The 24,986-nt window shown below is 51.0% G+C and carries 23 protein-coding genes; 9 read left to right on the top strand and 14 right to left on the bottom strand.

The features are described 5' to 3' along the window. Window positions 1-204: 204 nt before the first annotated feature. Window positions 205-1,122, top strand: a complete 918-nt coding sequence (locus tag OIK42_RS14630; protein ID WP_273641777.1) for a hypothetical protein — start codon at window positions 205-207, stop codon at window positions 1,120-1,122. Window positions 1,123-1,220: 98 nt separating this feature from the next. On the opposite strand, the gene OIK42_RS14625 is transcribed toward OIK42_RS14630, so the two are convergent. Next, a complete protein-coding gene (locus tag OIK42_RS14625) occupies window positions 1,221-2,525 on the bottom strand; it encodes a winged helix-turn-helix domain-containing protein (RefSeq protein ID WP_273641775.1) in 1,305 nt (434 codons plus the stop codon). Window positions 2,526-2,659: 134 nt separating this feature from the next. Here OIK42_RS14625 and OIK42_RS14620 point away from each other — a divergent pair, with 134 nt between their 5' ends. Continuing rightward, window positions 2,660-4,060 (top strand): S41 family peptidase, encoded by a 1,401-nt coding sequence (locus OIK42_RS14620; RefSeq protein ID WP_273641774.1) that lies wholly within the window; start codon window positions 2,660-2,662, stop codon window positions 4,058-4,060. A 118-nt stretch (window positions 4,061-4,178) separates the two neighbouring features. On the opposite strand, the gene OIK42_RS14615 is transcribed toward OIK42_RS14620, so the two are convergent. The 6 genes from OIK42_RS14615 to recG all read right to left on the bottom strand — a co-directional run bounded on the left by OIK42_RS14615 (window position 4,179) and on the right by recG (window position 11,817). Then, window positions 4,179-5,231 carry a glycoside hydrolase family 5 protein gene (locus OIK42_RS14615; protein ID WP_273641773.1) on the bottom strand — a complete coding sequence of 351 codons (1,053 nt, stop codon included), beginning with the start codon at window positions 5,229-5,231 and terminating at the stop codon, window positions 4,179-4,181. A 150-nt stretch (window positions 5,232-5,381) separates the two neighbouring features. Beyond that, on the bottom strand, window positions 5,382-6,566 hold the full coding sequence (locus OIK42_RS14610; protein ID WP_273641772.1) for a BaiN/RdsA family NAD(P)/FAD-dependent oxidoreductase: 1,185 nt from the start codon (window positions 6,564-6,566) through the stop codon (window positions 5,382-5,384). Between the two features lie 98 nt (window positions 6,567-6,664). Then, a complete protein-coding gene (locus OIK42_RS14605) occupies window positions 6,665-8,281 on the bottom strand; it encodes a carboxylesterase/lipase family protein (RefSeq protein ID WP_273641771.1) in 1,617 nt (538 codons plus the stop codon). A gap of 88 nt (window positions 8,282-8,369) precedes the next feature. Then, window positions 8,370-8,846 (bottom strand): peroxiredoxin, encoded by a 477-nt coding sequence (locus OIK42_RS14600; protein ID WP_273641770.1) that lies wholly within the window; start codon window positions 8,844-8,846, stop codon window positions 8,370-8,372. A 126-nt stretch (window positions 8,847-8,972) separates the two neighbouring features. Beyond that, window positions 8,973-9,743, bottom strand: coding sequence for a class I SAM-dependent methyltransferase (locus tag OIK42_RS14595; RefSeq protein ID WP_273641769.1), 771 nt, complete (start codon window positions 9,741-9,743; stop codon window positions 8,973-8,975). Continuing rightward, a complete protein-coding gene (gene recG, locus OIK42_RS14590; RefSeq protein ID WP_273641768.1) occupies window positions 9,736-11,817 on the bottom strand; it encodes an ATP-dependent DNA helicase RecG in 2,082 nt (693 codons plus the stop codon). The genes OIK42_RS14595 and recG overlap by 8 nt, the downstream gene beginning before the upstream one ends. A 310-nt stretch (window positions 11,818-12,127) precedes the next feature. On the opposite strand from recG, the gene OIK42_RS14585 reads away from it, so the two are divergent. After that, a complete protein-coding gene (locus OIK42_RS14585) occupies window positions 12,128-12,754 on the top strand; it encodes an FMN-binding negative transcriptional regulator (protein ID WP_273641767.1) in 627 nt (208 codons plus the stop codon). Here the strand turns inward: OIK42_RS14585 and OIK42_RS14580 are convergent. The 5 genes from OIK42_RS14580 to gmk all read right to left on the bottom strand — a co-directional run bounded on the left by OIK42_RS14580 (window position 12,751) and on the right by gmk (window position 17,148). Beyond that, window positions 12,751-13,386 carry a peroxiredoxin-like family protein gene (locus tag OIK42_RS14580; protein WP_273641766.1) on the bottom strand — a complete coding sequence of 212 codons (636 nt, stop codon included), beginning with the start codon at window positions 13,384-13,386 and terminating at the stop codon, window positions 12,751-12,753. The genes OIK42_RS14585 and OIK42_RS14580 overlap by 4 nt on opposite strands. Window positions 13,387-13,479: 93 nt before the next feature. Beyond that, on the bottom strand, window positions 13,480-13,866 hold the full coding sequence (gene ridA, locus OIK42_RS14575) for a deaminase RidA (protein ID WP_273641765.1): 387 nt from the start codon (window positions 13,864-13,866) through the stop codon (window positions 13,480-13,482). Between the two features lie 26 nt (window positions 13,867-13,892). Further along, window positions 13,893-16,001 (bottom strand): bifunctional GTP diphosphokinase/guanosine-3',5'-bis pyrophosphate 3'-pyrophosphohydrolase, encoded by a 2,109-nt coding sequence (gene spoT / locus OIK42_RS14570; RefSeq protein WP_273641764.1) that lies wholly within the window; start codon window positions 15,999-16,001, stop codon window positions 13,893-13,895. Window positions 16,002-16,149: 148 nt separating this feature from the next. Continuing rightward, a complete protein-coding gene (rpoZ, locus tag OIK42_RS14565) occupies window positions 16,150-16,422 on the bottom strand; it encodes a DNA-directed RNA polymerase subunit omega (protein WP_273641763.1) in 273 nt (90 codons plus the stop codon). A gap of 84 nt (window positions 16,423-16,506) precedes the next feature. Further along, window positions 16,507-17,148, bottom strand: coding sequence for a guanylate kinase (gmk, locus tag OIK42_RS14560; RefSeq protein WP_273641762.1), 642 nt, complete (start codon window positions 17,146-17,148; stop codon window positions 16,507-16,509). Between the two features lie 174 nt (window positions 17,149-17,322). Between gmk and OIK42_RS14555 the strand changes: the two genes are divergently transcribed. The 5 genes from OIK42_RS14555 (at window position 17,323) to OIK42_RS14535 (ending at window position 22,168) form a co-directional block, all read left to right on the top strand. Beyond that, window positions 17,323-17,991: an alpha/beta hydrolase gene (locus OIK42_RS14555; protein ID WP_273641761.1), complete on the top strand. Its 669-nt coding sequence runs from the start codon at window positions 17,323-17,325 to the stop codon at window positions 17,989-17,991. A gap of 156 nt (window positions 17,992-18,147) precedes the next feature. After that, entirely contained in the window at window positions 18,148-19,077 is a 930-nt protein-coding gene (gene hemC, locus OIK42_RS14550) for a hydroxymethylbilane synthase (protein ID WP_273641760.1), read from the top strand. 2 nt (window positions 19,078-19,079) lie between these two features. Then, window positions 19,080-19,793 carry a uroporphyrinogen-III synthase gene (locus tag OIK42_RS14545; RefSeq protein ID WP_273641759.1) on the top strand — a complete coding sequence of 238 codons (714 nt, stop codon included), beginning with the start codon at window positions 19,080-19,082 and terminating at the stop codon, window positions 19,791-19,793. Between the two features lie 3 nt (window positions 19,794-19,796). Further along, window positions 19,797-20,993 carry a uroporphyrinogen-III C-methyltransferase gene (locus tag OIK42_RS14540; protein WP_273641758.1) on the top strand — a complete coding sequence of 399 codons (1,197 nt, stop codon included), beginning with the start codon at window positions 19,797-19,799 and terminating at the stop codon, window positions 20,991-20,993. Next, the gene (locus OIK42_RS14535; protein ID WP_273641757.1) at window positions 20,990-22,168 is read left to right on the top strand and encodes a heme biosynthesis HemY N-terminal domain-containing protein; all 1,179 of its coding nucleotides are present in this window, start codon (window positions 20,990-20,992) and stop codon (window positions 22,166-22,168) included. Before OIK42_RS14540 ends, OIK42_RS14535 begins: the two co-directional genes overlap by 4 nt. Before the next feature lie 50 nt (window positions 22,169-22,218). On the opposite strand, the gene feoB is transcribed toward OIK42_RS14535, so the two are convergent. Then, a complete protein-coding gene (gene feoB / locus OIK42_RS14530; RefSeq protein ID WP_273641756.1) occupies window positions 22,219-24,042 on the bottom strand; it encodes a ferrous iron transporter B in 1,824 nt (607 codons plus the stop codon). A gap of 38 nt (window positions 24,043-24,080) precedes the next feature. Continuing rightward, entirely contained in the window at window positions 24,081-24,314 is a 234-nt protein-coding gene (locus OIK42_RS14525) for a FeoA family protein (protein WP_273641755.1), read from the bottom strand. 205 nt (window positions 24,315-24,519) lie between these two features. On the opposite strand from OIK42_RS14525, the gene OIK42_RS14520 reads away from it, so the two are divergent. Then, window positions 24,520-24,888 (top strand): VOC family protein, encoded by a 369-nt coding sequence (locus OIK42_RS14520; RefSeq protein WP_273641754.1) that lies wholly within the window; start codon window positions 24,520-24,522, stop codon window positions 24,886-24,888. The last annotated feature ends 98 nt before the right edge of the window (window positions 24,889-24,986 follow it).

The raw sequence follows: 24,986 nt of genomic DNA, 5'->3' as shown, positions 1-24,986 counted from the left end.
TTTTGTCTTTACATAAAGATATTAAAATAATAACGTAAAATCAGCAAAAAAATAGGATTATTTTGTCAGGATTTTTGCTCAGTCTTAGCGCTTACTGATAAGTGCGGCTTAATGTAAATCAGCCGCTGAGAACCGGGCCACGTCCAAAGTGGCCATGGCCGCTAATTATTATGCTAACTATTATTATGGAGAGTGAATAACCTTATGTGCAGCACAAAAATCATTATCAGCACGGTATTATTACTGGCCCTGACATGGGGAGCTCATTCGGTTTCATTGACAGGTGAGCCGGGTGAGCCGGGTGAGCCACAAGCGCCTAAAGATGATAAAGTCGGTTTTGGTCTTCAGTACCAAAATACCGGCGTGCGGTTTTTCTCTACCCCGGAGATTTATTCAAGCGCCTGGGGCGAGCACCTCAACCGCGCCCTGGTCCGCTATACTGAGCTGATTGGAGCTCCGTCGCCGGTAGACGTTACCCTGGTGGCAACCCAGGCAGAAGCGGCGAACGTTGCATTGCCACGCTCTGCTAATCGTTCGCTGACCCTGTCACTGGATCAAATCCAGTCGAAAACAGCAACACTCGGTTCTGAATATGCCGTGATAGCCCATGAGCTCTGCCACTCGTGGTTTATTGGCACACTGGAAAGTAACGGGTTAAAACAAACAAAAGACGTGATGGGCATGCCTGTTTACGGGCATATTGCGGCACCTGACTGGCTTGACGAGGCGGTAGCTATCCACTGTGAATCCGGCGACGTGGCAGCAAGTCGCTTAACCGGTGATTTTAAACGAGCACTGATTGAAGACTTTATTGTGCAGGAGCACCCGGTGTTTGCTGCCATGAAAGAAAAAATAATGGCCGTAATGAAACAAAAAAAAGCGGGCCAGACAACCACTATCACCATGAAATCCGGCGACCACGACTACGTGAGCTTTTACAAGCAATCAGCCTGGTTTAAGCGCTTTTTACTGGCCACCCGGGGTAACGATATTTTTAAGGATCTGGTCGGGCACCTGGCCGATGGCGACAGCCTTGACCAGGTTATACTGAGTAACACCGCTGATGGCAGCTGGCCTGCGGTTAATCGTCAGTTCAACCAATTTATTGATAACAATCAGTAATAAGCAATGGGTTGATTTCGCCAGGCGCAGCGCGAATCCCTGCATCGCTGCACTATCGTCGAGGGCGTATTGATCGCTGACGGCTCCCGGTGCGAGCCTTAAATACACGCGGGTTCGCCGATACGCTCTGTATAGGCCGAGCATAAACGCTGTGACTCATTTTCGCGGTTTGTGGTAACCAGTATGTTTGCGAGCTGCTGCGTGGCCCTGGTGTGAAAAGGCGCAAACGACAGCACATGTCTGAACCAGATTTCAGCGTCATTAAGATTATTTAATTCGAGGTATTTGTTGCCAATATTGACGCCCATTTCAGCCCGCCATGCCCTGCCGTGACTGGCCTGCTCAAAGGGAAACTGGCCCATTGCCGCAAATGCTTGTTTATAGTAGGCGATAGCATCCAGAGGTAAATTTAACAGCTCGTGAAGCTCGCCCATGTTCACCAACACATCCCATGCACCCGGATTGATGGACAGCGCAGTTTTATAGCTTGTCAAAGCGTCGTTGAGGTTGCCCCGCGCCGATAATACAAAGCCTTTCGCTTTATGGGTGCGGGCATTGTCGGGCGCCATAGCTACCGCTTTTTCGGCAAACACTAATGCTCTTGAGAGAAACTGTCTGGCTTGGTCGCGACTCAAGCGGTTATCCTGCAGCGCTTGTTTCAGGCTCATGGCGCGCCACTGTGCCGGGTCGTTGTCGGGCGAGTAACGTATGGCTTTTTGCACCAGCGCGTTGGCCATGCCAGATAATGCGCTGGCCGAATCAGGGTTAAGCGCGAGGGTTTGCTGATAAAGCGATAGCGCCATTTCGTTGTCTTTGCGGGTTACCTGGTGATAATACACGTCCGCCTGCGCTAACAACCCGTCAACCTGATCCGGTGAGCCTTGTGACATCTCATCATTAACGGCATACACACCAATGATGAGCGCGGTTATCAATGCGATGATCCCAAAGACATAGAACGAAACGGGAGAGGTACGCGAAGCGGAAGGTGTCGGTGGTTCAGACGCCTCAGGTTCAGGTTCGGACTCAGAACCAGACGCAGGCGCAGGCTCAGAATCAGGAGCAACCCGGCTCACCGAATTTGCCACTAAGCGATAACCTCGCTTGGGCAGAGTTTCGATAAACAGCGGATTTTTTGGCGTATCGCCAATCGCCTTTCTGAGTCTTGAGACATATCGCGCCAATGCATCTTCGTTCACGTAAGTCTCTGGCCATAATGCTTCTATTAAAAATGCCTTGCTAACAAGTTCGCCTTCATGTTCTGCCAACACGCGTAATAATTGAACGCACAGCGGATCCAATCTGGCCGCTTCAACCTGCCCGGCTCCAGCACCCGCACGATACATCTCACCCGTCAGCAGATCGATGTTCCATTCATTTATTCGAATAATTTCCGTTGTCATTGCATTTACAGGATAAACTCTACCATTTGCAGTATATCATTTTGTGAAGTGGCGAAAAATACGAGGCTTTTGTCAGGATTCTTCACCGCCGTCTCTTTACGATTATGGCTTTAAAGACCTTTAATGAGCCGTCTATGAAAACCCTGACTTTACCTTTATTTATGCTCTGCACCTGTTTGCTCGTGCCGGTTTCAGGATTTACCGCTACCGCAACCTTTACCCGGCAACAGGTTATTGAGGATTTGGATACGCTGTATCACGCCCTGATAGACACTCACTACAAGCCCTTTGCCTATGTCTCACCGCAGGTCTTCGAGTCTAAATACACTGCAATAAGGCGCAACCTTAACGACACCTCGTATTCGCTGCTAGACACCACCCGCCATTTTCAGCAATTAGTCGCGACGCTAAACAATGGCCATACCGAAATAGACTTTCCGGCGGCCGCCTACATTCAATACGCACAGGCGGGGGGCCGTTTATTCCCCATTGATATTGCTTTTGAGAACGGCACAGCGCGGGTAAGGGCTAATTATTCCAATGACAAAAGCATCAGGATAGGTGCCGAAGTGCTATCCATAAACGGTCGCAACATGTCTGCCATTCTGGCAGACATTCACCCTTTGATATCGGCTGAGCGTGCCTATTTTAAAAATACCAAGCTGGAGGTGTATTCGTTTCCGCGCTATTACTGGTATGCCTTCGGAGAACAATCACAGTTTGATATTCGCTTGCAAACGGCAGATAAAATCACTCGTCATTCAGTGTCTTCGATTGCCGTGATCGAGGGATTTGAAACCAAAAAAGACGAAATTCTGGATGCACAAATGGAGCTTAGTTTTTTTGCCCAGGCAGCGTACTTAAATCCGGGCAGCTTCTCAGGTGATCAGCAAGCCTATAAGGATTTTATTGATAACGCCTTTACACGCATCAACAAAGCAGCCAAACCAAACCTGATCATCGATTTACGCAATAATAGTGGCGGCAATGATGCCTTCAGTGATTATCTTGTGTCCTACATTGCCGACAAGCCCTTTAAATGGCACAAGGAATTTACGCTGCGTACCAGTGCACTGTTAAAAGCAGATACCCATCGTCACCGCGACTTAAGTCAGCCATACTGGCGCTCAATCATAGAACATGAAGATGGCGAACGTTATGAATTCGATTTCAAGCCCCATGCGCCGGCCCCCGAGAACCAACGCTTTAGCGGGGATGTCTATGTGCTGGTTAACCGACAGTCCCACTCACAGGCAAGCGTAACCGCCGCACAAATACAAGATTATGGCTGGGCGACTATTGTGGGTGAGGAAACCGGCGACTATCCGAGTTTGTACGCCTCGCAATTTCAATTTACGCTGCCGCACACGGCCATTGTGGTGAAAATTGCTAAAGGACACATCGTGCGGGTGAACGGCAGTACCGCCGAGCAGGGCGTTATACCCGATATTGCGATTAAAGATTATCTGCTCGATGATACCGATGAAATCCTCAGCGGTTTACTGACGCAGTTATCAGCCAACCCAAGCCCTTGAATCAACGCTAAACAAGCGTGGTTACGAGGTGATTAAGCACGGTTTGCCTGCCCTTCAGCGCGCACTGAAGGGTAGCCTGTTTGTCGGCAGTCACAAAGCAGATTCGGGCAGTCCCGGGTTAGTTGGCCTGAGTATTCACCAGCGCGTTAAGTAGCTGGGTATCCCACTGTTCAGTGCGTGGATTGTAAATACCAAATCCGGATGCGAACTCCCAGTAGTGATAGCTCATCTCGTTTTCCAAAGCAAAGCGTACCACCTCACTGCTCCACTTAGCCCGCGAGGCTGAGTCAGCTTTGCTGTATGCACCAAACTCACCAATGTTAACAGGTAAATTACGAGCTTCAGCCCAGTCCACAATCGTCTGAAAATGCTCCCTTATGGCGTCTACCTGCTCAGGCGTGCCGGTCCACTCGGTGCCAAGCCATTCATCGGCATCTTCTACCCACCCTGCGCCCTGGTGGGTAAACTTAAATGGTTCATAGTAATGCACGGTAACAATAAGATTGTCATCGTCAGGAATGGCTAATTTAAGTAACCCCGGTACGCCGCCCCATTCGGCAGCACCGATAAATAAGGTTCGATGCGGGTTTGTCGCGCGAATTACATTAATCGCTTTGGGCAGTAATTTATTCCAGCGCGCGGCGGTGAGTTCATGGTGCGGCTCGTTTAACACTTCGAATATCAAATCCGACGACTGGTTGGCGTAACGACTCGCAATTTGTTGCCACAGAGACAAAAACTTAGCTTCTTCGGCGGCCGGATCGTCAAATATCTCCATATAATGATGCACATTAATGATTACCATTAAATCGTTTTTAAGACTCTGCTCAATGGCCCAGTCTACGCGCTCAAAAAAGTGCTCATCAATGGTAAAAGGCGCTGTGTCGCTAGTATGAGCAGACCAGCGCACGGGGATCCTAACGCTATCAAATCCTTTTTCTTTTATAAGGCGAAAATACTCCTCGTGGAGCGTGACACTCCAGTCGCCTTCACTCGGCGCTTCCAGTGAATTGCCAAGGTTGATACCTCGACCAAGCCTGGCATTTTGTTCAAAGGGATCGACCACAGCGGTGATAGCATTGGTAGCGCCCTCTCCTGAGGTAGTGCTGCTATCAGTACAGGCAATTAGCAGGGCACAGACAAACCCGAACAGCAAAAACTTTGTTTTCATTCCACGCCTTATCCGCTCAATGATGTTTAAGCAGCATAGAACCTGACCATTCATGGCGCAATGATTTTGCCTGTAACTCACGATAAACGCATGGCTTGTTAAGACAAACCCCACATCACAGGGCGTTTGACTTGTGCCGGTTGCGAGTAATTACACATACTGGGCTGCGGCCCACCCGCTGCTCCAGGCCCACTGAAAGTTATAGCCGCCCAGCCAGCCGGTCACATCCACCACCTCTCCAATAAAGAACAATTGTTCTACTTTTTTGCTCATCATGGTTTTGGACGAGAGCTCATCGGTATCCACACCGCCCAGGGTGACTTCGGCAGTGCGATAGCCTTCGGTACCATTGGGCTTAATTTGCCAGTCGGCAAAAAAGTCAGCGATGGCCTCAACTTGTTTGCTATTGAGTTGTTTTACTGGCTTATTTTCCCACTGATTGAGCTCGCAAAAGGTCGCTGCCACGCGCTTTGGAAAATGCCGGGTCAGCCAGGTTGTTATTAAAGAATCAGGATTCTTTAATTGTGCGTCGGCTAAACTTTCGGCCACATCGAAAGTGGGTGCAGCATTAATATGCAAGGTATCGCCGGGCTGCCAATAGCTGGAGATCTGCAGCATCGCCGGACCACTTAAGCCGCGATGGGTAAATAACGTATTTTCCCGAAATGTTGTGTCGTTGCAACTCGCATAGGTATCTATGGCCACGCCGCTAAGCTCTGCCAGGATGTTTTTGTCTTTTTCGTGTAGGGTAAAGGGCACTAATCCCGCTCGGGTTGGCAGCACGTTAAGGCCAAACTGTTCGGCAATTTGATAGCCAAAGGGGGTCGCGCCCAGCTTGGGCAGACTTAAGCCACCCGTGGCGACCACCAGCGATTCGCAGGCATAGTCGCCCGTCGAAGTAGACAACGCAAAACCATCATCGTTTTTAGTCACCGTTTGAATTTCACAACGGGTGGTTATGGTTACATTGTGCTTGTTACATTCGCTTAAGAGCATATCAACAATGTCTTTAGCTGAGTCGTCGCAGAAGAGCTGCCCTAAGGTTTTCTCGTGATAGGCAATACCATGCTCAGCCACCAGAGAGATAAAATCCCACTGGGTATAACGGCTTAGCGCCGATTTGCAAAAATGGGGGTTAGTACAGAGGAAGTTTTCATGGCTGGCGTACATGTTGGTAAAATTACAGCGCCCGCCACCAGACATTAAAATTTTACGGCCAATTTTTTTGGCGTGTTCGAGCACTGCCACACGGCGTCCGCGCTTGCCTGCCTCGGCAGCACAGAATAGCCCGGCGGCGCCGGCGCCGATCACAATCACATCAAACTTGTTTACCAAACCACGCTCTCCAAACCAAGCTCTTTAAAACCCGCTCTGCCCCTGCAGAGCGGCGTATTATAGGTCAGGCAGAGCATGGTTAATACGGTTTGCGTGATTTAATTGCTGCTTTCTACGGCGGCTTTCACCACATCCAGTCGTGCTTTCCAGGGATCAGTACCATGTTGCATATCGCCGTTGCGGGTCATATTCAACATATTGGATTGCTCAGGCGCAAAGACCTGCCACTGCGCCGCGTTGTCACTGACAGGTTTACCCGTTTTAGCAAAGCTCACAATATACTGATGAATAGCAGAGGCCGCGGCCTGATCCTGCTGCGTGAGCGCATCACCATACTTTTCGGCAACGGTATCAAAGAAGAACGGAATGTCCGACGCATGGGGCGCGCCTGGGTTGTCACTGCTTTGCGCTACCGTACCAAACCGATAGTAGTACGCTTGCTGCCCGTGGCTGGTCATTTGCTCGGCAATGTAACGAGCCGGCTCCTGCATAGTGCGATCCTGACCTACAGCGTAACCAACTACCTGAAATGGCGCCTGGCCGCTGGGATCGTAAACCTTCCGCGCCTGCTCCGCGTACTCGCCAAACGATGCAAACAGGGCGTCTTTATCCTTAAAAGGATTACCACCAATATCCATACTGGTTGCCCCCACCATCACATCCACATCGGCAAGGTTTCCTTGTTGCAATGCATCGCTGATTGTCTGTGTAATGAGTTCGCCATCCTGCATAGGGCCCCCAGCCCAGGTGGGTTTATTGGTCTGCGCGGGGTTAAACATCGCTGCCAGGTTAAGCCCGTCTACCACTGTTTCGGCATCAAGCGCCCGCAGTGCGGCAAGCGCTTCGGCATCGGTACCTGTAATACCGTGCTTTTCGGCATAGTTGAGGCCGTATTGTTCGCCGGATAAGGATTCCTGAGTAGCTTCGCTAACCTTGCGGTCGCCAAATAACGAACGGCCACCGCCAGACATAATAATTGCCCGATCGAATAACCCGCGTGCCTGTTCGGCCTGCATCATAGCCAGTACCGAGCCGCCACCCGCTGATTCGCCCATAATAGTGACATTATCGGGATCGCCGCCAAACGACGAGATGTTATTATGCACCCATTTAAGCGCCGCAATTTGATCCATGTAAGCATAGTTGCCGAGCATGTCACCATTTTCCTGCGCTTCATCAGTCAGTGCCGGGTGAGCAAAAAAGCCAAACCGCCCCAGGCGATAATTAAAGCTCACAAAGACCACGCCTTGTTGGGCAAATTTACTGCCATCGTAAACCTCAGGGGATGATCCGCCATTCACAAAACCGCCACCATAAATCCATACCAGCACCGGGGTTGTGCCATCGGCATCTTTGGGCGCCCAGACGTTCGCGTACAAGCAGTCTTCTGCCGGTGTTTTACCCAATGGCGCAGCATCGCTTGGGAAAGGCAACTGCATACAATCGTTGCCATAATCAGTGGTCTGTTTTACGCCCTGCCAGGGGGTTACCGGCTGCGGTGGACGCCAGCGAAGGTCACCAACCGGCGGGGCAGCAAATGGAATGCCCTTAAATACGGCAAGCTGAGGGGTCAGCGAGCCCTCAATAGTACCGCCAGTCACGGTTACCTGATTAGGTGATTGCGTTCCGGCACAGGCCATTAATATTACACTCAGTAAGAATAAGGAAACCCTTTGCAACGTGCGATTCAACATCTGATTTAACATCTTAAACATCCCGGTTCATCAACTCACAGCCAACAAAAAACGGGCTTACGCGATCAGTTGATCATAAACCCGTTATGAGGCTGGCAAAAATTTGTTATTACAGACTTTTCAGCATGGTTTCGGCGTCGCTTACATCAAAGCGCCCCGGATCTTCAACGTTTAATTTAGTGACTTCGCCATCTTCCACCAGCATGGAATAGCGTACTGAGCGAATACCGCCAAAGTCACCGGTATTCATATCCAGGCCAATGCTCTTAGTGAAATAACCGTTGCCATCGGCCAGCATCATAATTTCTTCGGCATTGTGCGCCTTGCCCCAGGCATCCATTACATACGCATCGTTAACGCTCAAACAAATGATGGTATCAATGCCCTTGGCTTTGATTTTGTCGGCCAATGCCACATAACCAGGCAGGTGAACTTCGGAGCAGGTAGGCGTAAAGGCGCCGGGCACGGCAAACACCACCACGCGTTTGTTATTGAACAAATCGTTAGTGTGCGGGTTAGTTGTTTTACCCTTCGCATCGATATAACCAAAGGTGACTTCAGGCAAAGTGCTACCTACTTGAATCATGTTGTTCTCCTGGGGAATTAATCTTTTTATAACAATTGACTATAACAGCTTAATGCCAATATTGAAGAAATAAAAGCCTGCGCATTGTGCAAGCCACTGGTGTAATAGTAGCTTGCTGTGCACGGTTTAGTTATTAATATACACATCAAATCGATGCTTTTTACTGGTAATGGCCATCGACGGTTTTTGGCCGGCCAGAAACGGCGCATTATTGGGCCGCTTTACGGCCACGCGTTTAGCCGCAACGTGCAGGGCCGCAGGAAGTAAAAGGTCGGCGTCTTCATCGGTGCCCAGCATTGCCTGAAACAAGCGCATTTCCTTTTTAACCAGCGCCGACTTTTTACGGTGGGGAAACATAGGATCCAGATACACGGCATCGACGCTTTTCGCACTTTGCTGCTGCATATAGTCAGTGCTATTGGCGTGGAGTAAGGTAAACCGGGCGGCCAGTTCGGGCTCACTCAGCGCCAACCGTCTCAAACCATCAGCTAATAACATATAGGCTACCGGCGAACGCTCAACCAGGGTAACGCTGGCCCCTAATGCCACCAGCACAAAGGCGTCACGGCCTAAACCGGGTGTTGCATCCAGTATGGTTAAGGGCTGTCCGGTCTTTATTCCCAAAGACCTGGCGATAGGCTCTTTACTGCCGCCGCCTTTGGCGCGGCGATAAGCACTCTGCCCCGACAAAAAGTCAACAATTACACCTTTGCCCTGGGGCTCATTAAGATCGTAGAGTTGCAGTGCACCGTCGCATATTTGCAAAGCAAGCTCAGCGTCGGTGCTCGATGTGCAGCTAAGCCCTACGCTGCGGGCCTGCTCAATCAGCGTTTGCTCCACGGGCGAAGGCGCACTTGCCTGACCGGCTGACAATAATAACGGTGGTAAACTAAGCATGACCGTAGTGCTCCCTGGCGCCTATCCAGCGATTAATAATTGCCTGTGCCCGCGAGGGGTATTCCTGCCATAAGCGCTCAGCAATGTCCTGCACCTGCGGAATTAACGCCGCATCACGCACAATATCGGCAATTCTCAGCTCGGCAATGCCCGTTTGTCGGGTTCCCATCAGCTCTCCCGGCCCGCGAATTTCCAAATCCTGTTGGGCAATATAAAACCCATCATTCGACTCACGCAACACCGCCAGGCGTTTTGTTGCCGTTTTAGACAGTGGACTTTGGTACATTAATACACAATGACTCTCGACCGCACCACGCCCCACCCGGCCGCGCAACTGGTGAAGCTGAGCCAGACCAAGCCGCTCCGGGTTTTCGATAATCATTAAACTGGCATTGGGTACGTCTACGCCGACTTCGATCACCGTTGTCGCCACCAGCAAGTCCAGCTCTCCGGCTTTAAACGCGGTCATGATTGCCTGCTTTTCGACCGCTTTAAGCCGGCCATGCACCAGTCCTATACGTAAATCCGGCAGAGCGGTTTGCAGGATCACGGCGGTATCCTCGGCCGCCTGACATTGCAGTACTTCTGATTCATCAATTAAGGTACACACCCAATAGGCCTGACGGGACTGCTGCTGGCAGGCTTCACGTACCCGCTCGATTACGTCACCGCGACGGGTATCCGGCAGTGCAACGGTTTTAACCGGTGTTCGCCCCGGCGGTAACTCGTCAATTACAGATGTGTCGAGGTCGGCGTAGGCGGTCATGGCTAGCGTTCGTGGAATGGGGGTTGCTGTCATAATTAACTGATGCGGAAAGCGCCCCTGTTGTTCGCCTTTTTCGCGTAACGCCAGGCGTTGGTGCACACCAAAACGGTGCTGCTCGTCAACAATGACCAGTGCCAGTTGATGATAGGTCACCTGCTCCTGAAAAATGGCATGGGTGCCCACCAGCATTTGTATTTCACCCTGCGCCAGGCGCTCAAGGGTCTCGGCTCTGGCCTTGCCTTTAAGTTTGCCGGCCAGCCAGCCAACTTCGATCCCCAACGGCGCCAGCCAGTCACGAAAATTATTGGCGTGTTGCTCGGCCAGCAACTCAGTCGGCGCCATTAACGCGACCTGATAGCCAGCGCCAATGGCTGACAGCGCCGCCAGCGCCGCCACCAGGGTTTTACCTGACCCCACATCGCCCTGCACCAGACGCATCATGGGCTTACCTAAGGTCATATCGCGTTGAATATCCGCTGTGACCCGTTGCTGCGCGCCGGTGGGTGAAAAGGGCAATTGGTCGAGTAATTTGCCAACCAGCTCATGATTCACATCGATGGCAATACCGGGCTGTTTATCACTTTGCTGGCGAATTTTGAGTACACTTAGATGTTGCGCCAGTAATTCTTCCAGTATCAAACGCATTTGCGCCGGATGCTCGCCGTTTTCGAGTTCCTGCAGCGCCACATCGGGTGGCGGGCGGTGAACCAGTTTCAGCGCGTCCAGCAGACTCACTTGTTGCTGGTACATGCCTTCCGGGAGCAGATCTGCCAGCCCGCCTTTGGCCAGTAAGCCCAGGGCCTGCTCCGTGAGGTTTCGTAAGGTGAGCTGCTTAATACCTTCGGTGGTGGGGTACACCGGGGTGAGGGTGTCTTCTACGGGCGGGGCGTCTTCGTCAATCAATGAAAATTCCGGGTGCATCATTTCCAGCCCCCATTTACCGGTACGCACTTCACCGAAGCAGCGAATACGATTACCCGGCGTCATCATTGTGCGTTGCACCGCGCCAAAGTGAAAAAAGCGCAGCGAAATGGTGCCCGTGCCGTCACTGAGCTTTACCACCAACATGCGTTTTTTACCGTACTGAATATCCGCCGACTTTACCTCCCCCACAACACTGACATGGGTAAAAGGCAAACAATCACCAATCGCATATATACGGGTGCGGTCTTCATAACGGGCGGGCAAATGAAACAGTATGTCCTGCACAGTTGCCAGGTTAATTTTTGCCAGCTTCTCGGCCACTTTTGCCCCAACGCCCTTTAGCTGGGTAATTGGCATGGTCGCCAGCGACGTTTCAGACCGCATAATCAGCAGACTTCCTTCTTTATTAAGTCGCTATGCAGTGTAAATCAACCGCTTAGCCAAAGCGAGTACCAAAGCACAAGCCAGCTCACACCGCGGTTGTGCGTCGTTCATACTTTAACCTGGTTAGCACTTGCCACAGTGTTAAAATCACCCACGGTAGCGGAGTAAGTGGCCGGTAACAACTGAACTCTGGCCCGGCACCATCGCACCCACTACTACATAAAGAGCGCAGCCAAATAGCGATAATGCCTTTGTGGGGCCGGGTAATTCGCGTACTATCAAAGTCCTGGTTATATACTCTTGATAAACTATGTTTGTACCCGCCGCCTTTGCTTTTACCGGGCAAGCGCAACAGCTCGCCTTTATTGAACAATACCCCTTTGCCGTGCTCACCACCGGCGATCTCCAGGCAACACACTTACCAATGCTGGTAAATTTGCAGGGCAATTCAGTGACGCTGCTCGGCCATGTTGCACGGGGCAATCCGCATTGGCGCGCACTCGATAACACCCCGGCACTGGCCGTGTTCAGTGGTCCCCATGCGTATATTTCACCTAAATGGTATGCCAGTGAACCAAACGTACCTACCTGGAATTATGTTGCGGTGCATGCCAAAGGCACCTTACAAATTATGACTGACAGCGAGTTACTGGCCGCAATAGATGAGCTCATGGCCACCTTTGAACCTGACTTTGCCCAACAGGAGGCAGGGGAGGCTTATGATGTCTACAGACAAAAGCTGCTAAAGGGAATTGTCGGTATTACCTTGCACGTGGAACATCTTAAGGGCGTACGCAAGTTAGGCCAACACAAAAGCCAGGCCGATCAGGCCGGTGTGAGTAAAGGGCTGCGCAGTACAGATAATTATGAATCGTTAGCGCTGCTCAATTACATGCAGCGCCACGATATTGGTTATGCCAACGAAGAAATTGATTAGTCCATTTCGCCGGCCAGTACGGTGGCCACTGTCTTTATCAGCGCCGCCGAGGGACGTACTTTAAAATCGGGGTTAACATAACTGAATTGTACCAGGCCTTTTTTATCGACAATGAATACCGCCGGAGCGGGCAGCACTGGCGTACCGGTCTCATCTTTTGTTAAGTCAATATTGTACGTTTTATAACGTTCGGCTGTGGTGTTATCCACGTAAAACCCAACGCCAAATTCGCGGATTGCCGATAAGTCCACATCTGACAGTTGGGTTACCATCATTTCAGTGTCGAGCGCTTGTGATTGCAATGCATCGGGTGTTTGTGGTGAGACAGCCAGAATCTGATATCCCAGTGCGATGAGGTCTTTTTCAACCCTTCCTAGCTCGGCAAATTGTTGGTTGCAGTACGGACACCAGCCACCACGATAGAACATAATAATGGTTGGCTTTTGCATCGTCAGCGCAGCCAGACTGACGGGTGAGCCGTCAGGGTAATGCAGGGTCACTGCGGGTATTTGCACACCATTGAGCAAAGGCGTTACTGCACCGGCCTCCGTGGCGATGGTTTTCGACAGAGCACTGGTTGATTGCAGGGTAAAAAATAGCGCAATACACAAAAGCTTAAACGCAAATCGCATAAATTGTCTCAGGTTAATAAAAATGAACGTAATAAAAAAAGACCCGGCGTGGGGTCTTTTTCTTTCACTACAGCTATCGAAAAACGGCGTAGCTTACTCTGGTAATTCCATCACACCATCGATTTCGATTTGCGCGCCTTTAGGTAATTCTTTAATACCAATGGCAGCGCGAGCCGGATAAGGCTTAGAGAAATACTTCGCCATGATCTCGTTGACCGTTGCAAAATGGCCCAGATCAAGCAAATAGATATTCACTTTTACCAGGTCGTTAACCTTACCGCCAGCTGCTTCACATACCGCACTGAGGTTTTCAAACACCTGGGTCGCCTGCTCAGCAAAATCCTGTGATACCAGTTCCATGGTTTCAGGTACCAGTGGGATCTGGCCCGATAAATAGACCGTAGTACCGGCTTTTACTGCCTGGCTGTAAGTGCCAATTGCCGCTGGCGCTTTATCTGTTTGAATAATTGACTTTGCCATGTTGAATCCTGTTTGAAAAAAATAAATTAATGATGGCGCGACTGACTGTGTCGTGACACGCGCTGTACCTCTGGCATGGTGCGGATCTTACGCATCACATTGGCCAGATGTACCCGGTTATAAGTAGTTAACTCAATGTCTACAAAGTAGATGTTGCTTTCTTTTTCTTCGGTTTGCAGGCCAATAATATTTGAGTCACACGCTGAAATATTGTTGGTTAAATTGGCCAGCGTTCCCTGGTGATTAATTAACTCAATGCGCAATGACGCTTTAAATTCGCCCTGCGGTTCGCTGTCCCAGGTCATGCTGAGCACCCGATGTGGCTCTTCTTTAGCCAGCTTACGAATATTCGGGCAGCCGGTTTGGTGAATTGTCATGCCTTTACCCGGGCTCAATACCGACACTATCTCATCGTCGGGGATAGGGTGGCAACAGCGAGCATAGGTGACCAGCAAACCTTCAGTGCCGCGAATGGCCACATTGCCTTTTCTTTCCGGTAAGTCTTCTGTATCACCGAGCAGACGCCGTGCAACAATGGCGCTGAGTTCGTTGCCTAAGCCAATATCAATGAGCAAGTCGTCGAAAGAGTCGTGTTTGGTTTCGGTTACGACGCGATCCACGTCCTGCTGGCTGATATCGTCCAGCTTTACCACGCCTAAGGCATGGCGAAGTAAGCGGTTACCCATATTCAGCGCTTCTTTGGAGCGCTGTTTACGTAAGTATTGGCGAATACGTGTGCGCGCTCTGGCACTCACTACAAAGTTCAACCAGTTGGCATTGGGTTTTGCCCGTGGCGAGGTGATAATTTCCACCGTCTGACCGTTTTGCAGCGGTTTACTCAGACTAAAGTTACGCCGCTCCACGCGCACCCCAACACAGGTATTGCCAATATCAGAATGCACCGCGTAGGCAAAGTCAACCGCGGTGGCACCGGCTGGTAATTCAATAATACGGCCATCCGGCGTAAACACGTAAATTTCGTCAGGGAATAAATCGGTTTTTACGCTCTCAATAAATTCAAATGATGAACTGGCACTTTGCTGCAGCTCGAGTAACGATTGCATCCACTTGCGGGCACGCAACTGGGCCGTGGTGTCATCACTGGACTCCTTATACAGCCAGTGTGCTGCCACGCCTTTATCGGCCATCTGGTCCATGGCATGGGTGCGAATTTGCACCTCAACCGGAATACCATGGGGGCCCACCAACGAGGTGTGCAGCGACTGATAGCCGTTGGTGCGCGGTATGGCAATGTAGTCTTTAAACCGCGTTTCAATAGGTTTAAATAAACCATGCATGGCACCTAACGAGCGATAACAATCGTCCACCGAATTCACCACAATACGAAACGCATAGATATCCATCACTTCGTTGAACATCTTTTCTTTGTTCTTCATTTTGCGGTAAATGGAGTACAAATGCTTTTCGCGCCCTACCACGGTCGATTCGATAGCGTATTCTGCTAAACGGGTCGCCAGTTCCTGACGGATATTCTCGATAATTTCCTTACGATTTCCCCGCGCCTGTTTAACCGCCGACTTAAGGGCACGGTGGCGCATTGGGTACATGGCCTGAAAACCCAGATCCTCAAGTTCATTTTTGATTTCATGGATACCCAGTCGATGGGCGATTGGCGAATAGATTTCCAGGGTTTCAAGGGCAATACGGCGGCGTTTGTCAGGCCGCAATGACCCGAGGGTGCGCATATTGTGAGTTCGGTCGGCCAATTTGATGAGAATCACCCGAATATCCTGCACCATCGCCATCATCATCTTGCGGAAGTTCTCGGCCTGGGCTTCCTGCTTGCTGCTAAAGGCAATTTTATCGAGTTTGCTCACCCCTTCCACCAGATCAGCCACGGTTTTGCCAAAGGCATCGGCCAGATCTTCCTGACTATAGTGGGTGTCTTCTATCACGTCATGCAGCAAGGCTGCCATGAGGGTTTCGTGGTCAAGGTGCATGTCGGCCAGAATACTGGTGACCGCCACCGGGTGGGTTATGTAGGGGTCGCCACTGGAGCGCATTTGCCCGTCGTGAGCTTCATGGGCCAATACAAAAGCGTCCTGCACGAGTTGAACCCGTTCAGGCGGCAAGTATTCGCTAATCTTATGTTTTAACCCTTCAAACAGATACACGTTTGCTGCGTATTTCCAATAATTTCAAGCATTTTTTAAGGATACGGTGAAATGAGCAGGTTTCCAACGAAAAACGCCAGTGTTTCTGATCAAAGATACACTGGCGTCGTCAATTAGCGCTTACGCAGGCTAATCGATGTTTTCGCAATTACTGGTCAGACAGGATATTGGCGACCGATGCAAACTCTGCATGTTCGGCATCTTGCTGATCACGTAATTCGTCCTGCTCTAATGTTTCAAGCGTTACCAGGCCTTGTTCAATTTCACGCAGCGCGGTAACGGTAGGCTTATCATTGCCCACATCAACCATAGGATCTTTGCCTTCAGTGGCGATTTGGCGGGCACGACGTGCAGCAACCAACACCAGGTCAAAACGGTTACCAATTTTATCTACTGCATCTTCGACTGTTACGCGAGCCATGAAAATCTCCGAATTGAACAATAATATTTAAAAAAATGGCCGCGTAGTATACAACAAGCCACTATCAATTGTGTAGTACTAAATTTACTCTGCCGACAATAAACTGTCGATCAGCAACTGGTGGCGCGCTTGCTGCTTAGCGGTGCGCAGGCGCTGTGCCTCAACAATGCTGTTGAGGTCCTGCAAGGTCGCCGAAAACTCATCGTTTACCAACACATAATCAAATTCGCTGTAGTGCGACATTTCGGACACCGCTTCGGCCATCCGTTTGGCAATAACACTTTGCTCATCCTGGCCGCGTTTTTCCAGGCGTTCCTGCAAGCAGGGTTTCGACGGCGGCAAAATAAAAATGCCGCAGGTATCCGGCATTAACGCCTTTACCTGCCTGGCGCCTTGCCAGTCGATATCCAAGAAGACGTCTATCCCGCGGTGCAGGGTTTGCTCAATGGTAATACGTGAGGTGCCATAATAATTGCCAAACACCTCTGCGTATTCAAAAAACGCCTGTTGTTCTATCAACGCTTCGAAGGCCTCACGACTGACAAAATGATAATGTTCACCGTCGACTTCGCCCGGACGTGGCGCGCGGGTAGTATGCGATACCGAAACCTGTTTGGGGTTTGACTGTGCATCAGGCTCGCGGGATAGCAGTGCTTTGATAAGGCTCGACTTACCCGCACCAGAAGGGGCAGCCAAAATAAACAGATTTCCTAATTTCGATGTCATACGGTGGCTCTTTAGTGTTGCGTTGAATTATTTTTATATATTTTGCGCAAGTTTAGCATAGATGGTGCCGACATAAAGATTCATAAAGCGTGCCGCTTGTAGTTGTCGGCGGTGTAACACAGTGGTAGGTTTATTATTATTCGTGCTGAATAACATCAAGGAAACTTTCGTTCAATGAGCAGTGCACTAACGTATATCGAATCTAATCCCCCCGGCGAAATTAAATCAACGGTTATCTGGTTGCATGGTCTGGGCGATTCTGGCCATGGATTTGCGCCCATTGTACCGGAGTTAAAATTACCCGAAGAACTGGGTATACGCTTTGTGTTTCCCCACGCCCCGGAACGCGCGGTGACCATTAACGGTGGCATGCGCATGCGCGCGTGGTACGACATAAAGTCGATGGACTTCGATAAACGCGCCGACTCAGCGGGTGTGCACGAATCGGCCGGGCTGGTCACGCAGTTAATCGAGGCCGAAATCGCCAATGGCGTACCTGCCAGCAAAATTCTACTGGCAGGGTTCTCCCAGGGCGGCGTTATTGCTTTGCACCTCGGGCCACGCTTTAATAAGACTCTGGGCGGTATTATGGGGCTGTCTACCTATATGTCTGAGCCGTCTTTACTGGCCGAACAGGCCGATTCCGCCAACGCCAAAACGCCCATTTTTATGGCCCATGGAGAGCAGGATAATGTGGTGCCTGTCGCCATGGGGCAAGCTGCATACCAAACCTTGCAGGCCAACAACTATGACGTCAGTTGGCACACCTATCCTATGCAACACAACGTCTGTATGGCCGAGCTCAAAGCCATCAGCCAGTGGTTACAGGAAAGACTGGGTTAAACGTCGCCGCTGGCAACTAACACACAAACCACCCGGCGGCGGCAAATTTAGCCGCCGCTGCACCGACAAAGATCAACACGGGCTAAAAAATCGTTTACAATTTAGCTTTTAATGTCGCCTCAATGGTGATGAAACAAATTAAAGGCGAATATTGCAGTGAAGTCTTCCCGCACTATCCGAATAGCCACGCGCAAAAGTGCCCTGGCAATGTGGCAAGCCGAGTATGTTCAGGCACAACTCATAAAACACCATCCGCAAGTGACGGTTGAACTGGTGCCAATGTCGACCCAGGGCGACCGTATTTTAGACACGCCACTGGCAAAAATTGGCGGCAAAGGCTTGTTTATTAAAGAGCTTGAAATTGCCATGCTGGAAGGGCGTGCCGACATTGCCGTTCACTCAATGAAAGACGTACCGGTGGCGTTTCCGGCTGAATTTGGTTTGCATGCCATTTGCCCGCGGGAAAACCCCTTCGATGCCTTTGTGTCGAACCGTTATGCCAGCATTGAGCAACTCCCCGAGGGCGCAGTAGTGGGTACCAGCAGTCTGCGCCGTCAGTGTCAGTTAAAGCATATGCGGCCGGATTTGGTCATTAAGGATCTGCGCGGTAACGTAAATACCCGGCTGGCAAAGCTTGATGCCAACCACTACGATGCGATTATTTTAGCCTGCGCCGGGCTTATCCGCTTAGGTATGGGTGAACGTATAACGTCGCAAATTCCCCATACGCAATCGCTGCCAGCGGTTGGACAGGGTGCTGTCGGCATTGAATGCCGCAACGACGATGCCGAACTCATACACTTACTGGCAGCCCTTAACCACACCGATACCGCCACCCGGGTGATTGCCGAACGGGCCATGAACGAACGCCTCGACGGTGGCTGTCAGGTCCCCATCGGCAGTTTTGCTACGCTGCAGGGTGACATGCTCTCGCTCACCGGCATGGTGGGGTCCGCCGACGGTAAAACCTTGTTATATGGGACCGTGCAGGGTCAACGCGACGACGCTGTGGCCATCGGCACAGAGGTAGCCGAATCCCTGTTAGCGCAGGGCGCCGGCGAAATTTTGCAGGCGTTACACCAGTAACTATGTATCTGATAACCCGGCCGTTACCTAAATTAGCAGCAACCTCAGATGCGTTTGCTAATCACGGCCTTTGCGCAAGTGTTGTGGCGCTGCAGGATATTCAGGTCATCGACCATGCTATACTTACATTAACCCAATGGCTGACGGCGAATCCACACAGCACATTAATCGTTACCAGTACCGCCGCCGCCCAGCCATTATTAACGCACTGTTTGCCATTACTATCCCGCTGTCAGTTGATTACTGTGGGGCAAAGTACAGCTCATCTGTTTGCGCAGGCAGGGTTGTCCACCGTGGTACCAGAACAAGAAAATTCAGAGGGCGTATTAGCTTTGCCATCCCTGAAAGATTGCGCCGATCAGCGCATTTTGTTATTAAAGGGTAAAGGCGGACGCCATGCTATTAACCACGAACTACAAAACCGAGGCGCCCGGCTCAGTGTGATTGATCTCTACCAACGTGTACCGTTAAATGCACCAGTATTTAGTCAGGCACCCCGTTGGTCTGAAATACACGGCATTATTGCCACGAGTGGCGAGCAGGCCCAAGCATTAATAAATGAATTTAACACCCAACCGTTAGCAACATACCGATGGTTAACGGTCAGTGAGCGCATAGCGCAACAGCTTCACGAGCAAGGCATCAGGCACGTTTACATTTGCCCCAAAGCGAGTAATGAAGCGCTCATTGAATGGATACAGCAGAATTGGGAGTAACGAATGGCCGACCAGCAACAACCACAATCTGAGCAATCCAAATCATTGCCCAGCAACACCAAAGCTGAACCGCACAGCAGTGCCAGCAAGCGTGATACTGCCCCCACTCATGGCGCAAAACCTAAAGAGCCCGGCAAACCCGGCGGTGGCGGTAAAACCGGCTTGTTATGGCTGGTAACGCTATGTAATTTAGCGTTATTGGGTGTCGGTGCCTATGGCGGCTACTGGTATTTTAATCAACACAGCGTAACCCAGAGTAAACTAGATACGTTGCGCACCGACATGACCAGCCAGCTGGCGCAAAAAGAAAGTCAGTTCAATCGCCAGCTCCAATCCTTTGAACAGCAGGTTACTCAGCAGGCCGCAACCACCGAACAACTCGCGGGTAACGAACAACAGCAGCAACAAACTCTGCAACAGCTCGACAACCAACTGCAAGGCGCACTGGCACAAATTCAGGAATTAGATGGCCGCCGCCCCACCGACTGGTTAATTGCCGAAGCCGATTATCTGGTGCGCATGGCAGGACGTAAGATCTGGCTTGAACAGGACGTTCGTACCGCCATTATGCTGCTCGGGAACGCTGACGCGCGGCTCCAATCTCTGGCCGACCCGTCAGTGCTGCCGGTTCGTGCCTTAATTGCCGAAGATATTCAACGGCTACAGCAAGTTAACCCGGTATCACAGGTATCGGTGGCATTGGCATTAGACGGGCTGGTAAAGCAGGTTGATAATCTGGCTATTATTACGCCTAAGGAAGAAAACCAATTAAGCCGCCAGGAAGTCAGCGATTCGGCCAGTGACTGGCAACAAAACCTGCTCAATGTGTGGCACGCAATTGTGGACGATTTTATCCGCGTCGAATACCGCGACACCCCGGTTGAACCACTAATGACTGCCCAGCAACAATGGCTTTCCCGCGAGCAAATTAAACTGGCTCTGCAACAAGCCCAGAGCGCAGCCCTGGCCAGCCAGCAAACGCTGTATTTAGCAGCTATTGAACGGGCCAGAACCGTAGTTATCAATGACTACGTGCAGAATGCCAGTACCGTGACAGGTTTTCTTAAGGGCCTGGAGCAGTTACAAAATACCGACATCAGCAAAGAAGTCCCCACTGAGTTAAGTTCGCAGGCAGCCCTTGAGGCATTGCTTGGCAGTCGGGTGAAGCGCGTATTTGGTGAAGGAGCTAGCGCGCTATGAAAAAACTGATTTATTTGCTGGTACTGGTTGCCGTTTGCCTGATAGCCATGATTGCCGCGCCCTCCCTGGTGGGTGACAAAGGCTATGTGCTCATTCAGATGGGCAATTTTGTTATCGAAACCAGTGTGGTGGCATTGGGTATCATGCTGTTTGTCGCAGCCTGCGCCTGGTTCATTATCAGCACACTGGTGGGCCGAACCGTTAAGTTCACCCGACGTTCTGGCAGCTGGTTTGGCAGCCGCTCACGGCGTAAGCAGCAACGCGCTTTTTATCGCAGCATACAGGCTTTGGCCGAAGGCGATTGGGATGGCGCAACCAAAGCCGCGGAGCAAACAGAAAGCGGCGACTTTGATGGGGTAAATTTTTTAGTAGCTGCGCAGGCAGCCGTGGCGCGGGAGCGCCAGGATACCGCTGAGCGCAAGCTCAACGAAGCGGCCGAATTTCCCCATTCAGCGCTGGCTGCGAGGGTCACGCTGGCACGCATGGCGCTGGCCGGCAATGAGCCGGACAAAGCATTAAAAGAACTGAGCAACCTCGACGAAAAACAACGTAAATCGGTGCCGGCAATAAAGCTACGCGTACAGGCACTGGCAGAAAGCGGCCAATGGGCACAGCTGGAGCAAGAACTTGGTGGTTATAAAAAAGCGCTGGGTAGCGATTACGCCATTTGGTCTAAGCAAATAGCGCAAGGGCGGTTGGCCGAAGTGGCCAGCAAACAGGGGGCCATTCAACTTAAACTGTTTTGGGATGAGTTACCGCGTAAGCAACGCAATGATGTTGGCTATCAGGCGGCCTATGCTGAGCAACTGCTGGCTCAGGGCATGCACCAGGAAGCACAAACTGTATTGCTCAACTGGCAAAAACGCGGGCCGGTAGCAGAGTTATTGCCGTTGTTTAAATCATTGCGCTTACCGAATCCAGCTCCTACGGTACAAGCGCTGGAGAAGTGGATTAAAGCCGATGAACAAAACGCCGAGCTGTATAGCGTATTAGGGTATGTTGCCTACCATGCCGGCGATTTAACTCTGGCCGATAAAGCGCTGCAAAAGGCAATGAAACTGCACCCCACACAGGAAGGCTGGTTGCTGCTGGCTGAGCTTAACGAAAAGGCCAACAAGCATGAGTCGGCCATGGCCTATTACAAGCAGGGCCTTACTGACGACACCCAGGCGTAACAGGTACAGTCAGCCAGCCGCCAGGCTGGCTGGCTCAGTGTCAGCTACGGTCAGAAAAACCCACCCAGGGTTTGATTCGCTATTACGGCTATCACGTAGGCCAGCACGCCGTATGCAACATAAAGCCCCCAGGACAGCTTAGCGCTGCCACTTTCGCCCTTGAGCATGGCTACCGTTGCCACGCACTGCAGGGCCACCACGTAAAACAACATCAGGCCAATACCTGCCTCTGGTGCCAGGCCATCTGCCTGTACGCGCTCAGCGAGCCCGGCGACATCTTCATCGGCGCCATCCATACCAAATAAGGTTCCGAGCGCGCCCACAAAGACCTCACGAGCCAGGAACGACATTAAAATAGCCACTCCATAACGCCAGTCCAGCCCCATGGGCGCAAAAACAGGCTCTATGATATGACCTAGCTGGCCTAACCAGGAAGTTTGCAGTGTTGAGTTGAGCGGGAAGTAACCCAGTACCCAAATGCCCACAGACACCATAAATATGATTGGCCCGGCGCGTTTAATAAACTGCACACCACTTTTTATAACGCGCTGAAACAGCGGTTTCCAGTGAGGCAGACGATAGGTCGGCAGCTCGAGTATAAAAGGCATATCGGTAGACTCGAGATCGCGCGGTAAAAACCGGTTTAAAATCTGACTGACCACCAGGGCCATAAAAATACCGAAAAAATACAAGCCAAAGAACGCCGCGCCCTGCAAATTAAAGATACCTAAAAAGGTACCATCGGCGGGCACCAGCACAGCAACCAATAAGGCATAAACCGGCAAGCGCGCCGAACATGACATGAGCGGAATCGTCAGCATGGTGATCAAACGCTTGTGCGGCGACTCAATGGTGCGCGCCGCCATAATGGCCGGAATAGCGCAGGCATGGCCAGAAAGGTAGGGAATAAAACTGCGCCCCGACAAGCCAAAAAAGCTCAGCGGCCGGTGACACATCAAGGCGGCACGGGCAAGATAGCCTGAGTCTTCTAGTAATCCGATGATCAGGGTAAGTACCATTATTTGCGGTACAAACACCAAAAACGAACCGAAGCCACCAAAAATAGCATCGTGCAGAAAGTCGTGAACAACGCCCTCTGCGGTCACTGCACTGACACCACCGGCAAGGGTTTCAATAAAGCTTTCAACGCCATCCATAAGCGGCGTGGCCAGGGTAAAAATACTCTGAAATAACACAAACATAACGGCAATGAAAATCAGTCCGCCAGTCCAGTTATTGAGCATAAAGCTATCAATGGTATTTTGGTTTCTCAGCACAATGTCGTGCTGAATACCGAAGTCTTTTGCCAGTTGCTGACTGCGCTCTGCAGCCTTATCGTTGGGGGTGGAGTGTGCCAGATCCGGCTGCTGCGGCTCGCCAGCCATACTCAGTAAGGCTTGCTTAAATTCATGAAGCCCATCCAGCGAGCGCGCCGACAAAGGTAATACCGGGCTGCCTAACGCTGCCGACAAGCCGTCGGTGTCGATGGTTTCACCCACGCGTTTTACTTCGTCGATAAAGTTCAGGGCAAACATCACTGGCTTATTGTTTTCGAAAGCCAGACGCTGCACCTGCAATCCCATGACCAGACTCTGGGCGAGCCGGGTGGCATCAAGCACCACCAGCACCATGGAGGTAGACTCCTCCTGCACTGAACGTTTTATCTCGTCAACGGCAATGGTTTCGTCGCTGGTCAGGCCGTTTAGTGAATACGTGCCGGGTAAATCAACCAGTTCGTATTGATCACATTGGCCACGGGTAACTTCCACCGTGATGCCTGGGTAATTAGCGACCTTTTGGCGAAGACCAGTGAGTTGGTTGAACAGTAAACTCTTACCACAGTTGGGTTTACCTACCATTAAAATGCGTTGCATGAATACAGCTATCCTGAAATTAAACCAGCGCTGAGCGGCTAGTCGGTTGGAGAAATCCTGATGCGAGCGGCTAAGTCCTGCTCCATCGCAAATACGCTGCCGCCGAGTTGGACCACCATCGGGCCGCCTAAGGGTCCGCGTCGGACACACTGGATTAATCGGCCTGACGCAATACCCATCTCACACAGGCGGGCAACTATCTGTTGATTCAGCGAGGTGTCAATGCTATCGACAGCGGCAGTTTTTGCTTTGCCTAATTCCCATAATGTCATAATAAACACACCCAATAGTGGCAACTGCCAGCAAACAACGGTGCACTGTGTTACAACGCACCACTAAATAACAATCATTCCTATTTAGACTAACAGAAAATAGCCTGCCAAACCAGCAACAAAGCTTTTAAGCCCTCATACATAAGTGATATAAGAAAGGTGATTGTGTTTTTATCTTTCCAACCAACGATCTTAAGGACTGTTTATGCTCGCTTATACCACTGTGGGAACCAACGACATTGCAAAGGCCGGTGCATTTTATGACGCACTGTTCAGCATAATGGACGCCCGGCGCATACTCGATTTTCCGCGCATGGTGTCGTGGGGTAATAACCCCCAGGCACCCATGTTTGCCATTGCCACACCCTATGATGAAAAACCCGCTACCGCAGGTAACGGCACTATGATTGCGCTGGCGGCCGCCAACCCCGATCAGGTCAAGGCACTGTATGCCAAGGCCATTGAGTTAGGGGCCACTGATGAGGGCGAACCCGGCGTGCGTATGGAGGCTTACTATTGCGCTTATTTTCGTGATTTAGACGGCAATAAGATAAATTGCTTCTGCATGGCTTAATCTTCTCGGCCTCACCCTATTCGCATAGAGTTTTCATGCAGCCATAAAAAAAGCCACCTCAAATGAGGTGGCTCAACCATCGTGAGTCAACGAGGTTT

Origin of the sequence: Alteromonas gilva (genome assembly GCF_028595265.1) — a bacterium.
Lineage (GTDB): Bacteria > Pseudomonadota > Gammaproteobacteria > Enterobacterales > Alteromonadaceae > Alteromonas > Alteromonas gilva.
Note: the sequence above shows the minus strand (reverse complement) of the source record. Positions and strands in the feature narration are given on the sequence as shown.